The sequence below is a fragment of the Stenotrophomonas sp. SORGH_AS_0282 genome, from assembly GCF_030818125.1.
GTDB classification, from domain to species: domain Bacteria; phylum Pseudomonadota; class Gammaproteobacteria; order Xanthomonadales; family Xanthomonadaceae; genus Stenotrophomonas; species Stenotrophomonas rhizophila_A.
In genome coordinates this window covers 2830163-2843706 of the sequence record NZ_JAUTAB010000001.1, presented here as the reverse complement: position 1 = coordinate 2843706, position 13544 = coordinate 2830163, and the positions used below count along the sequence as shown (strand labels likewise).

The 13544-nt window shown below is 68.0% G+C and carries 13 protein-coding genes; 10 read left to right on the top strand and 3 right to left on the bottom strand.

Features of this window, described 5'->3' with window-relative positions:
* The first annotated feature begins 2 nt into the window (after positions 1-2).
* A complete protein-coding gene (locus QE395_RS12655; RefSeq protein ID WP_095363382.1) occupies positions 3-2309 on the top strand; it encodes a hypothetical protein in 2307 nt (768 codons plus the stop codon).
* Positions 2310-2339: 30 nt separating this feature from the next.
* On the opposite strand, the gene ccsA is transcribed toward QE395_RS12655, so the two are convergent.
* Positions 2340-3134: a cytochrome c biogenesis protein CcsA gene (ccsA, locus tag QE395_RS12650; RefSeq protein ID WP_068850270.1), complete on the bottom strand. Its 795-nt coding sequence runs from the start codon at positions 3132-3134 to the stop codon at positions 2340-2342.
* Between the two features lie 96 nt (positions 3135-3230).
* Here ccsA and ffh point away from each other — a divergent pair, with 96 nt between their 5' ends.
* The 7 genes from ffh (at position 3231) to rplS (ending at position 8857) form a co-directional block, all read left to right on the top strand.
* Entirely contained in the window at positions 3231-4610 is a 1380-nt protein-coding gene (gene ffh / locus QE395_RS12645) for a signal recognition particle protein (protein ID WP_068850272.1), read from the top strand.
* 64 nt (positions 4611-4674) lie between these two features.
* A complete protein-coding gene (locus tag QE395_RS12640; protein ID WP_306989377.1) occupies positions 4675-5751 on the top strand; it encodes a nitronate monooxygenase in 1077 nt (358 codons plus the stop codon).
* Entirely contained in the window at positions 5748-6536 is a 789-nt protein-coding gene (locus QE395_RS12635; protein WP_095363380.1) for an aminotransferase class IV family protein, read from the top strand. Before QE395_RS12640 ends, QE395_RS12635 begins: the two co-directional genes overlap by 4 nt.
* 176 nt (positions 6537-6712) lie before the next feature.
* On the top strand, positions 6713-6973 hold the full coding sequence (gene rpsP / locus QE395_RS12630) for a 30S ribosomal protein S16 (protein WP_068850278.1): 261 nt from the start codon (positions 6713-6715) through the stop codon (positions 6971-6973).
* 42 nt (positions 6974-7015) lie between these two features.
* On the top strand, positions 7016-7528 hold the full coding sequence (rimM, locus tag QE395_RS12625) for a ribosome maturation factor RimM (RefSeq protein WP_095363379.1): 513 nt from the start codon (positions 7016-7018) through the stop codon (positions 7526-7528).
* A gap of 3 nt (positions 7529-7531) precedes the next feature.
* Positions 7532-8275 carry a tRNA (guanosine(37)-N1)-methyltransferase TrmD gene (gene trmD / locus QE395_RS12620; protein ID WP_093533114.1) on the top strand — a complete coding sequence of 248 codons (744 nt, stop codon included), beginning with the start codon at positions 7532-7534 and terminating at the stop codon, positions 8273-8275.
* Between the two features lie 174 nt (positions 8276-8449).
* On the top strand, positions 8450-8857 hold the full coding sequence (gene rplS, locus QE395_RS12615; RefSeq protein WP_068850284.1) for a 50S ribosomal protein L19: 408 nt from the start codon (positions 8450-8452) through the stop codon (positions 8855-8857).
* 84 nt (positions 8858-8941) lie between these two features.
* Here rplS and QE395_RS12610 read toward each other — a convergent pair whose 3' ends face one another.
* Positions 8942-10408, bottom strand: coding sequence for an MATE family efflux transporter (locus QE395_RS12610; RefSeq protein ID WP_306989372.1), 1467 nt, complete (start codon positions 10406-10408; stop codon positions 8942-8944).
* A gap of 64 nt (positions 10409-10472) precedes the next feature.
* Here QE395_RS12610 and QE395_RS12605 point away from each other — a divergent pair, with 64 nt between their 5' ends.
* Together QE395_RS12605 and QE395_RS12600 are read left to right on the top strand one after the other, a co-directional pair.
* Positions 10473-10793 carry a hypothetical protein gene (locus QE395_RS12605; protein WP_245357153.1) on the top strand — a complete coding sequence of 107 codons (321 nt, stop codon included), beginning with the start codon at positions 10473-10475 and terminating at the stop codon, positions 10791-10793.
* A 9-nt stretch (positions 10794-10802) separates the two neighbouring features.
* On the top strand, positions 10803-11213 hold the full coding sequence (locus QE395_RS12600; RefSeq protein ID WP_306989369.1) for a S4 domain-containing protein: 411 nt from the start codon (positions 10803-10805) through the stop codon (positions 11211-11213).
* 60 nt (positions 11214-11273) lie between these two features.
* Here QE395_RS12600 and katG read toward each other — a convergent pair whose 3' ends face one another.
* Complete coding sequence (gene katG, locus QE395_RS12595; protein ID WP_306989367.1) at positions 11274-13511, bottom strand: catalase/peroxidase HPI; 2238 nt, start codon at positions 13509-13511, stop codon at positions 11274-11276.
* Positions 13512-13544 lie beyond the last annotated feature (33 nt).

The window sequence follows — 13544 nt, the reverse complement described above, 5'->3', positions numbered from 1 at the left end:
GCATGGATATCTGGAACTGGGTGGAAAAACTGCAGGACGATCTGGGTGAGGCAGGGCAGGCGCAGAGCGCGCAGCTGCTCACCCGGCTGACCGACGAGGTCTGCGAGCTGCGCATCGATCGCGTGGATGCGCTGTTGCCCGAAGCGCGTGCGCTCGGCAAGACGCTTGGAAATCCATGGCTGGACGTGTTCGTGGGCCACTGGGAGATGCGCAACCGGGTCGGCAACCGGCTGGAGGGCGAGTCGGCGCTGGGTGATGCGGTGGCGTTGTTCGAACGCGCACACCGCGCCGACACGGTGGAGTGCCCACAGTCGGTGTGCGTGACCCAGGACCTGGCCGCGTGTTACGGCAACATCGATGGTCCGGGCTGGGTGCCCGAACGCATCGAGGTGTGCGAAGAAACCCTGGGGCGGATCGACCCGAGCTGGGCCTGCTTCCAGTGCCTGAGTTGCGAGAAGGCCGACGCGCTGCTGGATGATGGAAATTCCCAGGGCGCACTGGACTACCTGGACGTACAGGCCGGTACCGTGCTGGCGCACGGCGGCAAGGTCTACGACAGCTTCCCCGAAATGCGCATCAAGATCCTGCTGGCCAGCGGCCGTGCCGCCGAGGCCCTGGCCTTGATCGACGCGCGCCAGGCCGAGGTGGAGGCCGAGGGCGACTATGAGCCGGCCAACTGCACCGTGCCACGTCGGCTGTCGCGTGCCTGGGCGTTGGCGCAGCTGGGGCGCGATGAGGAGGCGCTGGAGGCCCTGGTGCCGTGGAACCAGGTGTCGCCGAATTACCGGCGCATGTGGGCGCACACGGCGGCGCTGCTGGTGCGCAGCGCGCCCGAACGCAACGGCTGGGACCTGGGGCGCCGGATGAGCGCCACCCTGGCGCATTACGCCCAGGTGGGCGCGCACCGTTTCGTGATCGAGATTGCCGGGTTGTGCGTGGACATGGCCCTGCAGCGTGGCGCGGTGTGGACCGCGCAACGCCACCTGGCGCTGGCCCGCCAACACCTGGATGGCCTGCGCCAGGACCTGGGCGCCCGCGATGCCGTGGCGGCGATGGCCGCGCGCATCGAGGCCGCCCCCGCTGTGGCCGCCCTGCCCGTGCCCGCCGAGGCCCTGTTGGACTGGCTGGTCGGGGAGGGGGCGCAGAACGAAGGGCGCGACCCCGAGCGCGAGGCGCAGTGGTTGCTGCAGGCCGTGGCGGCGCGGCCCGATGATGCGGCCCTGCTGGACGTAGCCGCCTCGGCGCTTGCGGCCTGCGGTGCCGAGGAGGAGGCGCTGGCCCTGCTGTGGGCGTTCGTGCAGCGCCACCCGCACGAAGATGCCTCCCCGGCGTATTCGTTGATGCGGCTGCTGGTGCAGCGTGGCGACCTGGGCGAGCTGGAACGGCTGGTGCAGCACTACCAGGCGCAGGTGCCGGTGTTCGCGCTGTGGTGCCAGGCACAGATCGCGCAGAAGCAGTCCGACTGGGCCGCGCTGGAGCGGGCCTGCTCGGCGCTGCTGGCGCTGTCGCCCGGTTCGCACGGCGCGCGCAATCTGCTGGCGATGGCCCTGATGGCGATGCAGCGCTTCCCGGACGCCGCCGCGCAGTACCGCCACCTCACCGAGGTTCTGGAGGAACCGCGCAGCGCACACTGGGACCATATGACGGCAGCCAGCGCGGCTCGTGACTGGGCAGCCGTGCGTACATCGGCCGCCGCGGTCGGCATGGAACTGGACAGCACCGAAGGCCCCGTCGAAGAGAACTTCGGCTGGGTGATCATCCGCTGCATGGACGGTGGCGACCCGATCGAGTACTACGCGCGCCGGACCGGCCCGGTCACCGCGCGCATCGTCGAGAACGCGCCAGCCAACCGGCGCCAGCGTGTGGACGACTGGGTGGTGTTCGACGCCGAACTGGTGCATCCGGCACCGGAAGATGAAGAAGAACGCCGTCGCTTCATGCCTACCTACGCCGAAGTCCATCTGCTGGAAAGCGGGGGACATGCGGCGAGCTGGCTGGTGGATGGCGTGCATCCGGGCGAGGAGGCCTGGGCGGCGTTCTCCGACGCGGTCAAGGACCGCGGCTGGAAGCTGTGGACCCACAGCGCGGACGACTACCAGCTTGCCGACACCCAGGCCGACGGCGCGCCGCTGCCGGGGGTGCTGTTCACCATAGCTCAGCCACAGGAGGCGCCTCCGCTGGCGCTGCACCGGTTCCTGCTTGAGGCCACCGCCGGCTGGCCGCATCGGATGTGCTGGCTGCGCCTGGCCGAAGCCTGCGGCCAGGACGAACAGCGGCACCTTGATGTGATCGCGCGTTACGGGCTGTAAGCGATGCAGCGGGCGCGCCGCGGCGGTTGATCAGCGCGCGCGCCCGAACACCAGTTCGATGACGAACTGGCTGCCGAAGAATGCCAGCAGCAGCAGCGCCATGGCGGTGAGGGTCCAGTGCACCGCCTTGGCGCCGCGCCAGCCATAGCGGCGGCGCCCGATCAGCAGGGTGCCGAAGACGATCCACGACAGCACGCTGAGCACGGTCTTGTGCACCAGCTTCTGCGCGAGCAGGTCGTCAACGAACAGCACGCCGGTGAGCAGGGTCAGCGTGAGCAGCGCGAAGCCCACCGCGATCACGCGGAACAGCAGGGCTTCCAGGTCCGCCAGCGGCGGCAGGGCGCGCAGCCACGGGCGGAAATCGCGGCGGCGCAGGGCGCGTTCCTGCAGCCACAGCATGATCGCCAGCAGCGCGGCCACGCTCAGGGTGGCGTAGGCCAGCAGCGCCATCCAGGCGTGGGTGGCCAGCTGCCAGCCCAGCGGGCGGCTGGGCGCATGCCCATAGCCGTGATAGACGCACAACACCGCCGCAGCCATCGGGAACACCAGCACGCCAAGCGCGGCCATGCGCCCGCGCGCGGCCACCAGCGAGGTCAGCCAGGCCATGCCCAGCCCGACCAGGGACAGCGCCGCGAAGAAGTGCATGTCCGGCCCGCCGCTGGTGTGCAGGGCCACCAGTGCGTGGTAGCTGCCGTGCAGGACCATCGCCGGCACCGCCGGCCACAGCCAGGTGGGCGAGCGGTTGGCGTCATCGCGCACCACCGCGCGCACCAGCAGGGCGGTGGCGGCCAGGTACAGCAGGGTCGCGATGAGAACGATTGTCATCGTGTCAGTTTCGCATACCCCCGGGCCGTCGGGGGAGTGCGGCGGACCCGCTATACTGTGCGTCTCTTTGTCTTTCGTTCTGAACAGGTTGCCTCCATGTTCGAGTCCCTGACCCAGCGCCTCTCCGGCACCATCGAGCGGCTGCGTGGCCGCGGTCGCCTCACCGAGGAAAACATCCGCGAGGCCACCCGCGAAGTCCGCATCGCGCTGCTGGAAGCCGACGTCGCCCTGCCGGTCGTGCAGGCCCTGGTCGAGCGCATCAAGGTGCGCGCGGTCGGCCAGGAAGTGCTCAAGTCGCTGACCCCGGGCCAGGCGCTGATCAAGGTGGTGCGCGACGAGCTGACCGCCGTGATGGGCTCGGCCGCCTCCGACCTGAACCTCAATGTGCCGGCCCCGGCCATCATCCTGATGGCGGGCCTGCAGGGTGCGGGCAAGACCACCACGGTGGGCAAGCTGGCCAAGCACCTGAAGGAAAAGCGCAAGAAGAAAGTGATGGTGGTGTCGGCCGACGTCTATCGTCCGGCCGCGATCGAGCAGCTCAAGACCCTGGCCGACCAGGTGGGCGTGCTGTTCTTCCCGTCCAGCGCCGACCAGAAGCCCGAAGCCATCGTGCGCGCGGCCATCGATGATGCGCGCAAGTCGTTCGTGGACGTGCTGCTGGTGGATACCGCCGGCCGCCTGGCCATCGACGAAGCGATGATGGCCGAGATCAAGGCCCTGCACGCGGCGGTGAACCCGGCTGAAACCCTGTTCGTGGTCGATGCCATGACCGGCCAGGACGCGGCCAACACCGCCAAGGCCTTCGGTGAAGCGCTGCCGCTGACCGGCGTGGTGCTGACCAAGACCGACGGTGACGCCCGTGGCGGTGCCGCGCTGAGCGTGCGCTACATCACCGGCAAGCCGATCAAGTTTGTCGGCGTCAGCGAAAAGCCCGACGGCCTGGACGTGTTCCACCCGGACCGTATCGCCAGCCGCATCCTGGACATGGGCGACGTGCTGTCGCTGGTGGAGCAGGTCGAGCAGCAGGTCGACAAGGACAAGGCGCAGAAGCTGGCCGAGAAGGTCGCCAAGGGCAAGAAGTTCGACCTGAACGACATGCGCGACCAGCTCGAGCAGATGCAGAACATGGGCGGCATCGGCGGCCTGATGGACAAGCTGCCGGGCCTGGGCCAGATCCCCGAGCACCTCAAGCAGCAGGTCAGCCAGGGCAAGGAAGTGCCGCGCATGATCGCCATCATCAATTCGATGACCAAGAAGGAACGCCGCAACCCGGGCCTGCTCAACGGCTCGCGCCGTGCCCGCATCGCGCGCGGTTCCGGCCTGACTCCGGCCGACGTCAATAAGCTGATGAAGCAGTATCAGCAGATGGAAAAGATGATGAGCAAGATGGCCGGCGGCGGCATGAAGGGCATGATGCGCAGCATGAAGGGCATGATGGGTGCCATGGGCGGCCGCGGCGGCATGCCGTTCCGCTGATCAAGCGCCGGTCAGCGGGACGCCCGGCGTAGACTGTAAAGGTCGACCCCAAGGTGCGCCCCGCATGACCGACCCGCGAATCCTCGAACGCGCCGACAGTTTCTGTCGGCGTTTCTCGTTGCAGTCTCCCATTCTGCTCGCCCCCATGGCCGGCGCCTGTCCGGTCCCGCTGTCTGCGGTATTGGCCAACGCGGGCAGCATGGGCGCGATGGGCGCGGTCCTCTCGCAGCCGCAGGACATCGTGGTTTGGATGGATGCCTTCCGCGCCCAGTCCAGCGGGCCGGCGCAGGTCAATGTGTGGATCCCGGATGCCGCGCCCGCGCGCGATGCTGACGCCGAAGCCGCCACCCGGGCGTTTCTCGCACAGTGGGGCCCGGAAGTGCCGGCAGATGCCGCCGACGCCGGCCCGGCCGATTTCGATGCGCAGTTCGATGCACTGATTGCCGCCAAACCTGCGGTCGCCTCCACCATCATGGGCGTCTTCAGCGCCGCCCAGGTGCAGCGCCTGAAAGACGCCGGCATCGCCTGGTTCGCCTGCGCCACCACCTTGGCCGAAGCCCTGGCCGCCGAGGCTGCGGGTGCCGATGCGGTCGTGGCGCAGGGCTTCGAGGCCGGTGGCCATCGTGGCGCGTTTGATCCGGCGGCTGCCGAGCGCCAACTGGTGGGCCTGTTCGCCTTGGTGCCGCGCCTGGCCGACCGCCTGCAGGTGCCGGTGATCGCCGCAGGCGGCATCGCCGACGGACGCGGCATCGCCGCCGCGCTGATGCTGGGTGCCAGCGCGGTGCAGATCGGCACCGCGTTCCTGCGCACGCCCGAGTGCGCGATCGACCCGGCCTGGTCGCAGGCGCTGGCGGCCGCCGAACCGGAAGACACCTGGCCGACCCGTGCCTTCAGCGGCCGGCTCGGCCGTGGCCTGGCGACACCCTATGTGCGTGCAGCCGCCGCTCCGTCCGCGCCGCCGCCGCGCCCGTACCCGGTGCAGCGCGGCCTGACCGCGCCGATGCGCGCCCAGGCCAACCGCGAACACCGCATCGACGCGATGCAGGCGTGGGCCGGGCAATCGGCCTGGATGGCGCCCGACAAGCCGGCGGCCGAAGTGCTGCAGGCGCTGTGGGCCGACGCGCGCGGCTTGCTGGGATGAGCGTGTACTGCAACGGCCACCGCGCCAGCGCCGACGATCTGGCCGGCGCGCTGGTCAACTACGGCCACTTCACCTCGCTGCAGGTGCGCGGCGGTGCGGTGCAGGGGCTCGACCTGCACCTGCGGCGCTTGCGCCAGGGCACCGAGGAACTGTTTGGCAGCACGCTGGATGGCACCCAGGTGCAGGCTTGGATCGCGCACGCGCTGCAGGCCGAGGGCAGGGTCGATGCCTCGGTGCGGGTCACGGTGTTCTCGCAGGTATTCGATTTCCGCCAGCCGCTGCAGGTTGTGCCGGTGGATGTGCTGGTGGCGGTGTCGGCGCCGGTGACGCTGCCGGCAACGGCACGCCGCGTGCGCAGCGTGGTGTACCAGCGCGAGTTGCCTCACCTCAAGCATGTAGGCACGTTCCCGTTGTTCGAGCATCGTCGGCAGGCGCTGCAGGCCGGGTACGACGATGCAGTATTCGTGGATGCGCAGGGTGCGATCAGCGAAGGCACCACCTGGAACATCGCGTTCGGGCGTGGTGGAGACCTGGTGTGGCCGCAGGCCCCGGCATTGCGCGGAACGCAGGAGCGCCTGCTGCAGGCGGGGTGGGGCAGGGAGCCGCAGCTGGCGCCGGTGCGGTTGGACGACCTGGCCGGGTTCGACGCCGCCATTGCCTGCAATGCTGCGGGGGTGTGGCCGATCGGGAGCATTGATGGAGTGGCGTTCCCGGGGTCGGAGGCAGTCTGCGGAAAAGCCAAGGCAGTGTTGTTGCAGGCGCCGTGGGATTCCGTGTTGGGGTGAGACCGCCTGGGCCGGCCGTTGGCCGGCCCAAGCGGCGCCTGCAACCCTGCTCAACCGGCCTGAACGACCAATTCAGGTTCCCCCGCCCGGGCAGGCTTGGAATGCCCGCACCCCGCCGCTATAATCGCCGGCTTACCGCGCCATCCTGGCGACTGGGCAATAGAGGAAGCAACACCATGGTCAAGATCCGACTGACCCGCGGCGGCGCCAAGAAGCGTCCGTTCTACCACATCATCGTGACCGACTCGCGCAGCGCGCGTGACGGCCGCAACATCGAGCGCGTGGGTTACTACAACCCGGTTGCCCAGGGCGCCGAAGCCCGCATCGTGCTGGATATCCCGAAGGTCGACGCATGGGTTGCCAACGGCGCCCAGCTGACCGACAAGGTTCGCAACCTGTACAAGGAAGCGACCAAGGCCCAGGCCGCTGCGGCCTGATCCTGAAGGGCCGCGCCTGGCGCGGCCCGTCGGCATATACAGATGAAAGATACCGAGCGCCGCATCCTGCTGGGCAGGATTGTCGGCGCTTTTGGTGTGCGAGGCGAGATAAAGCTCGAGTCCTGGACCGAGCCGCGTACCGCCATATTCAACTATCAGCCCTGGATCCTGCGCACGCCGGCCGGCCAGGAGAGCACCCTCAAGGGCGCGCGCGGACGTCAGTCCGGCAAGCACCTGGTTGCGGTGTTTCCCGATATCACCGACCGCGATGTGGTCGAGTCGATGTACGGAACCGAAGTCTATGTAGCACGCAGCGCACTGCCGCCGCCGAAGGCCGACGAGTATTACTGGGTCGACCTGGAAGGTCTGCAGGTGCGTACCGTTGATGGCGTCGAACTGGGGCGGGTATCGCACCTGTTCTCGACCGGCTCCAACGACGTGGTGGTGGTGCAGGGCGACCGTGAGCGGATGATTCCGTTCGTGCAGCCGGACTTCGTGAAATCGGTGGATTTCGAGGCCAACCTGGTCATCGTTGATTGGGACCCGGAGTTCTGACCGGTGCGCATTGACGTCATCACCTTGTTCCCGGAGTTCATGGCGCAGTCGGCCGCGCTGGGCGTGGTCGGCCGTGCGGCCGAACGCGGCCTGCTGGACCTGCATGGCTGGAATCCGCGTGACTACGCCGAGGGCAACTATCGCCGGGTGGACGACCGTCCGTTCGGCGGTGGCCCGGGCATGGTGATGCTGATCGAGCCGCTGCGCGCCTGCCTGGCCGCGGCCAAGGCGGCCGACCCGGCGCCGGCCCCGGTCATCTACCTGAGCCCGCAGGGCAAGCCGCTGACCCAGGCCAAGGTCCGGGAACTGGCGGCATTGCCGCGCATGATCCTGCTGTGCGGGCGCTATGAGGGCGTGGACGAGCGCTTCCTGGCGGCCGAGGTCACCGAGGAAATCTCGATTGGCGATTACGTCCTGTCCGGCGGTGAGCTGGGCGCGGCGGTGATCGTGGATGCCGTTACCCGGCTGCAGGAAGGCGCCCTGAACGACGCCGAGTCTGCCGCCCAGGACAGTTTCGAAGGCCCGCAGGGGCTGCTGGACTGCCCGCATTTCAGCCAGCCGGCGCAACATGAATGGGGCGATGTCCCGGACGTGCTGCGCTCGGGCAACCACGCGGCCATTGCCCGCTGGCGCCGCCAGCAGTCGCTGCTGCGGACCTGGCTGCGGCGCCCGGACCTGCTTGACGAGGCCAGCCTGTCCAAGGCCGACCGGATCCTGCTGGACCAGGCAAGGGCCGAACTGCCGTAACGCCCGCTGGGGTGGTAACTGCCCCGAAGAATGGTTAGAATTGCGGATTCCCATCAGGCCTTTGACGCCTGACGGTGGAAACCCTACAAAAAACGTGCAGCACAGTCCGGTGACTGCATGAGCCTACGTTGTCGAAACGACACGCCCACCCGAACGAACACAATCGGTGCACCCATGAGCAAGCTGAACAAAACCATCCTCTCGGACTTCGAATCCGCCCAGATCACCCGCGAGCTGCCGAAGTTCAGCCAGGGCGACACCATTGTCGTGAACGTGAAGGTGAAGGAAGGCAACCGCGAGCGCGTCCAGGCGTACGAAGGCGTCGTGATCGGCACCAAGAACGCCGGCCTGAACTCCGCGTTCACCGTCCGCAAGATCTCGCACGGCTACGGCGTCGAGCGCGTCTTCCAGACCCACAGCGCCATCATCGACTCGGTCGAAGTGAAGCGTCGTGGTAAGGTCCGCGCCGGCAAGCTGTACTACCTGCGTGGCCTGGAAGGCAAGGCTGCCCGCATCAAGGAAGATCTGGCTGCTGCTGCGCAGGCCAAGGCCGCGCGCCTGGCTGCCAAGGCTGCCCAGTAATTCCGGCGTAGGGTACCGACCGGCGGTCGGTACCTACCCAACCAGACGGCCACCTTCGGGTGGCCGTTTGCGTTTCTGCGCCATCTAACCGCGTTCGACCGCGGCAATCGGCGGCGCAGGATCGGCGACCGGCGACGGCGGCGATGCGGGAATTTCCGCGGGCGCCGCCACTTCCTGGCGATGGGCGGGCAACATGCGCGCCTTGCGCCAGCCGCCCCAGCGGTAATACGCCAGCGACATCAACATCGCGCAGAACGAACTCACCGGGAAACTCCACCACACCGCATCGGCGCCCCACTGATCCTGCAGCAGCTCGGCGAACGGCACCCGGATTCCCCACAACGAGGCGGCCAGGATCAGCAGCGGCGGAATCACCGCACCGGTGGAGCGCACCACGCCGGAGATCACGAAGTTCACGCCGAAGAACAGGAACGACCACACCGCGATGTGGTTGAGGTGGCGCGCCACGTCCAGCGCTTCGCTGCCGCTGGGCAGGAACAGTGCCAGCGAGTAACGGTCCAGCAGGATCAGCGGCAGGATCAACACGCCGGTCAGCAGGAAGTTGTACAGCACGCCGCTGCGCGCGGTGCCCCGCACCCGCGACCAGTTGCCCGCGCCCACGTTCTGCGCGGCCATCGACGAACACGCCGCACCGATCGCCATCGCCGGCATCTGCACGTAGGTCCACAACTGCAGCGAGGCACCATAGGCCGCCGCGGTATCGGTGCCGTAGCTGTTGACCATGGTCATCATCATGATCATCGACAGCGAAATCAGCACCATCTGCAGGCCCATCGGCACGCCCTTGACCACCAGCGCGCGCAGGATTTCCGTGTCGATCTTGAACAGCCGCATGTCCTTGCGCCCCAGCCACAACACATGGCGCTTGTTGCGCATGTACCAGAGCAGGCCGATCAGCGACAGCGTCTGCGCGATGAGCGTGGCCCACGCCGCGCCCGCGATCCCCAGCTTGGGGAACGGCCCGATGCCGAAAATCAGCAGTGGATTGAAGCCGATATCCAGCACCACCGACAGCAGCAGGAAGCGGAACGGCGTGCGCGAATCGCCGACGCCGCGCAGTGCCGAACTGAGGAAGGCGAACGCGTACAGCGTGGGCATGGCCAGGAAGATGATGCGCAGGTAGGCCTCGGCCAGCGGCAGGGACGCGGCAGGCGTGCCCATCGCCGCCAGAAGCGGATGCGACAGCCACCAGCCGGCGATGGCGATCACCACCGACAGCCCGATGAAGAAGGTGGCACTGGTGCCCATCACCCGCCGCGCCTGGGGGATGTCCTTGGCGCCCATCGCCTGGCCGATCAGGATGGTGGCGGCCATGCCGATGCCGAACACCGAACCGATCAGGAAGAACATGATGTTGTTGGCGTTGGCGGTAGCCGTCAGCGCCGCCTCGCCCAGGAAGCGGCCCACCCACACCGCATTCACCGAGCCGTTCAACGACTGGGCGATGTTGCCCGCCAGGATCGGCAGGGCGAACAGGAACAGGTTGCGCCCGATCGGGCCGGTGGTCAGGTCAAGCGGCGCTTTGGCCATGGGCTCTGGAGATCAAGGCGGGACAGCGGCACACTAGCACCACGCCCATCAACGGGATATCGCGATGCGCACCTCCGCGTCTCACTGCACGATCGCCGCGACAGATGTACCCGGCACGGGATGGCGCCGGACCCGCCCGGCTGACCGGTTCATCCCCACCGTGCTGGCGCTCTTGATTGCCGTCGCGCTGCCCGCATGTTCGAGTACAGACGACCGCCTGCGCGACGCGCAGGTACGGCCGATGGACCGACCGGAATGCCAGGTCGGCAGCCAGCGCCGCGATCTGGATGCGGGGGTACCCGTACTGATTGGTGGCACCGGGTGCCGTGGCAACCCGTCGGAACCGCAACCGCTGAATCGACGACCGGCCGAGCCGGGGAGCTGAACCAACCGCATGACCGAAGCACAACCGTTGGTGGCCGCCTCCGTGCGGCTGGACGTGTGGCTCTGGGCCGCACGCTTCTTCAAGACCCGCAGCCTGGCCAAGCAGGCCGTGGAAACGGGCAAGGTGGACGTGGCCGGGCAGCGCCCCAAGTCCTCGCGCGCGGTGCGCATAGGCGAGCAGCTGCAGATCAGCCGTGGCGATGAGGTGTATGACGTGCAGGTGCGCGGCCTGAGCGACCTGCGCGGCCCGGCGCCGGTGGCGCAGCAGCTGTACGAAGAAAGCGAAGCCTCGCGCGCGCGAAGGGCGGAGCAGCGTGCCCAGCGCGCGGCAATGAAGAACGGCTACCTCCCACCGGAGCACCGCCCCGACAAGCGCGCGCGCCGGCTGATCAAGGCCCTGGGCGATCTTGACGCGATGTAATGCGTGGGCGCGACGTAACAGGTAGCGCACGACCGTTGGTCGTGCGCCCCCAAACCCGCGTTACCGGTGCAGGTCGTACCTGTCCAGCTCCATCACCCGCGCCCAGGCAGCCACGAAGTCGTTGACGAACTTCTTCTCGCCATCCGCACTGGCATACACCTCGGCAATCGCGCGCAGCACCGAGTTGGAGCCGAACACCAGGTCGGCACGGCTGCCGGTCCAGCGCTTGCCGCCACCGTTGCGATCGATGCCTTCATAGCCATCGCCGCTGGCCTTCCACTGCGTACGCATGTCCAGCAGGTTGACGAAGAAGTCGTTGCTCAACGTGCCCGGCCGTTCGGTCAGCACGCCCTGGGTGTTGCCATCCACGTTCGCACCCAGCACGCGCAGCCCGCCCACCAGCGCGGTCAGCTCCGGCCCGGTCAGGGTCAGCAGCTGCGCCTTGTCGATCAGCAGCGCCTCGGCCGGCACGCTGTAGCGGCCCTTCACGTAGTTGCGGAAACCATCGGCATACGGCTCCAGCACCGCGAACGATTCCACGTCGGTCTGGTCCTGGCTGGCATCGGTGCGGCCCGCGTTGAACGGCACGCTGACGTCATGGCCACCGGCCTTGGCCGCCTGCTCCACGCCGACATTGCCGGCCAGCACGATCAGATCAGCCAGTGACACCTGCGCGCCGCCATCGCCCTTGAAGCCGGCCTGGATCTTCTCCAGTGCGGCCAGCACCTTGGCCAGCTGCTGCGGCTGGTTCACCGCCCAGTCCTTCTGCGGGGCCAGTCGGATGCGCGCACCGTTGGCGCCGCCGCGCTTGTCCGAACCACGGAACGTGGAGGCCGACGCCCACGCGGTGGACACCAGCTCCCCCACGCTCAGCCCCGCAGCCGCGATCTGCTGCTTCAGGGCGGACACGTCATTCGCACTGATCTGCGTTGCCGACGCTTCCGGCACCGGGTCCTGCCAGATGAAGGTTTCGGCCGGCACTTCCGGGCCGAGGTAGCGGGCGCGCGGGCCCATGTCGCGGTGGGTCAGCTTGAACCAAGCGCGCGCGAACGCATCGGCGAACAGCTGCGGATTCTCGAGGAAGCGGCGCGAGATCTTTTCGTAGGCCGGGTCCAGGCGCAGCGACAGGTCGGTGGTGAGCATGGTGGGGCGGTGCTTCTTCGACGGATCATGCGCGTCAGGAATCACTGCATCGGCATTCTTGGCCACCCACTGGTGGGCGCCGGCCGGGCTCTTGGTCAGTTCCCATTCGTTGCCGAACAGAATCTCGAAGAAGTCGTGGCTCCACTGCGCCGGGGTGCGCGTCCAGGTCACTTCCAGGCCGCTGGTGATGGTGTCGCCACCCTTGCCGCTGCCGAACTTGTTGGCCCAGCCCAGGCCCTGATGTTCGAGACCGGCCGCTTCGGGTTCCACGTCCACGTTGTCGGCCGGGCCGGCGCCGTGGGTCTTGCCGAAGCTGTGGCCACCGGCGATGAGCGCCACGGTTTCCTCGTCATCCATGGCCATGCGGCCGAAGGTGTCGCGGATGTCGATGGCGGCCTTGACCGGGTCGGGGTTGCCATCCGGGCCTTCGGGGTTCACGTAGATCAGCCCCATCTGCACGGCAGCCAGCGGGTTTTCCAGGTTGCGCGAGTGGATGTCACCGTCGGCATCGTCATCGGACACCAGCACGCCATGGTCTTCGACTACGCCTTCGGAGCCATGCGCGTAGCGCACGTCGCCGCCCAGCCAGGTGGTTTCGCGGCCCCAGTACACGTCCTGGTCTGGTTCCCAGGTATCGGGGCGGCCGCCGGCAAAACCCAGCGTCTTGAAGCCCATCGATTCCAGCGCGACGTTGCCGGTGAGGATCAGCAGGTCGGCCCAGGAAATGGCCTGGCCGTACTTCTGCTTGATCGGCCACAGCAGGCGGCGCGCCTTGTCCAGGCTGACGTTGTCCGGCCAGCTGTTGAGCGGGGCGAAGCGCTGCTGGCCGCGGCCGCCGCCGCCGCGGCCGTCACCGATGCGGTAGGTGCCGGCGCTGTGCCAGGCCATGCGCACGAACAGGCCGCCGTAGTGGCCGAAGTCGGCCGGCCACCAGTCCTGCGAATCGGTCATCAGCGCGGTGAGGTCGGCCTTGAGCGCGGCGTAGTCGAGCTGGGAGAACGCCTTGGCGTAATCGAAGTCGGCAGCCAGCGGGTGCGAGCGCGAGGAGTGCTGGTTGAGCAGGTCCACGCGGAGCTGGTTGGGCCACCAGTCGCGGTTGGTGGTGGCATCGCCGACAAGGGCGTGGTTGAACGGGCACTTCGCTTCGCTTTTCATGGGCAGTTACCTGTGGACTGGCGAATGTGGAAT

Bases quoted from the DNA above. Each gene is read 5' to 3' on its own strand.
- QE395_RS12655 (WP_095363382.1), top strand. From the start codon at position 3: ATGGATATCTGGAACTGGGTGGAAAAACTGCAGGACGATCTGGGTGAG.
- ccsA (WP_068850270.1), bottom strand. From the start codon at position 3,134: ATGACAATCGTTCTCATCGCGACCCTGCTGTACCTGGCCGCCACCGCC.
- ffh (WP_068850272.1), top strand. From the start codon at position 3,231: ATGTTCGAGTCCCTGACCCAGCGCCTCTCCGGCACCATCGAGCGGCTG.
- QE395_RS12640 (WP_306989377.1), top strand. From the start codon at position 4,675: ATGACCGACCCGCGAATCCTCGAACGCGCCGACAGTTTCTGTCGGCGT.
- QE395_RS12635 (WP_095363380.1), top strand. From the start codon at position 5,748: ATGAGCGTGTACTGCAACGGCCACCGCGCCAGCGCCGACGATCTGGCC.
- rpsP (WP_068850278.1), top strand. From the start codon at position 6,713: ATGGTCAAGATCCGACTGACCCGCGGCGGCGCCAAGAAGCGTCCGTTC.
- rimM (WP_095363379.1), top strand. From the start codon at position 7,016: ATGAAAGATACCGAGCGCCGCATCCTGCTGGGCAGGATTGTCGGCGCT.
- rplS (WP_068850284.1), top strand. From the start codon at position 8,450: ATGAGCAAGCTGAACAAAACCATCCTCTCGGACTTCGAATCCGCCCAG.
- QE395_RS12610 (WP_306989372.1), bottom strand. From the start codon at position 10,408: ATGGCCAAAGCGCCGCTTGACCTGACCACCGGCCCGATCGGGCGCAAC.
- QE395_RS12605 (WP_245357153.1), top strand. From the start codon at position 10,473: ATGCGCACCTCCGCGTCTCACTGCACGATCGCCGCGACAGATGTACCC.
- QE395_RS12600 (WP_306989369.1), top strand. From the start codon at position 10,803: ATGACCGAAGCACAACCGTTGGTGGCCGCCTCCGTGCGGCTGGACGTG.
- katG (WP_306989367.1), bottom strand. From the start codon at position 13,511: ATGAAAAGCGAAGCGAAGTGCCCGTTCAACCACGCCCTTGTCGGCGAT.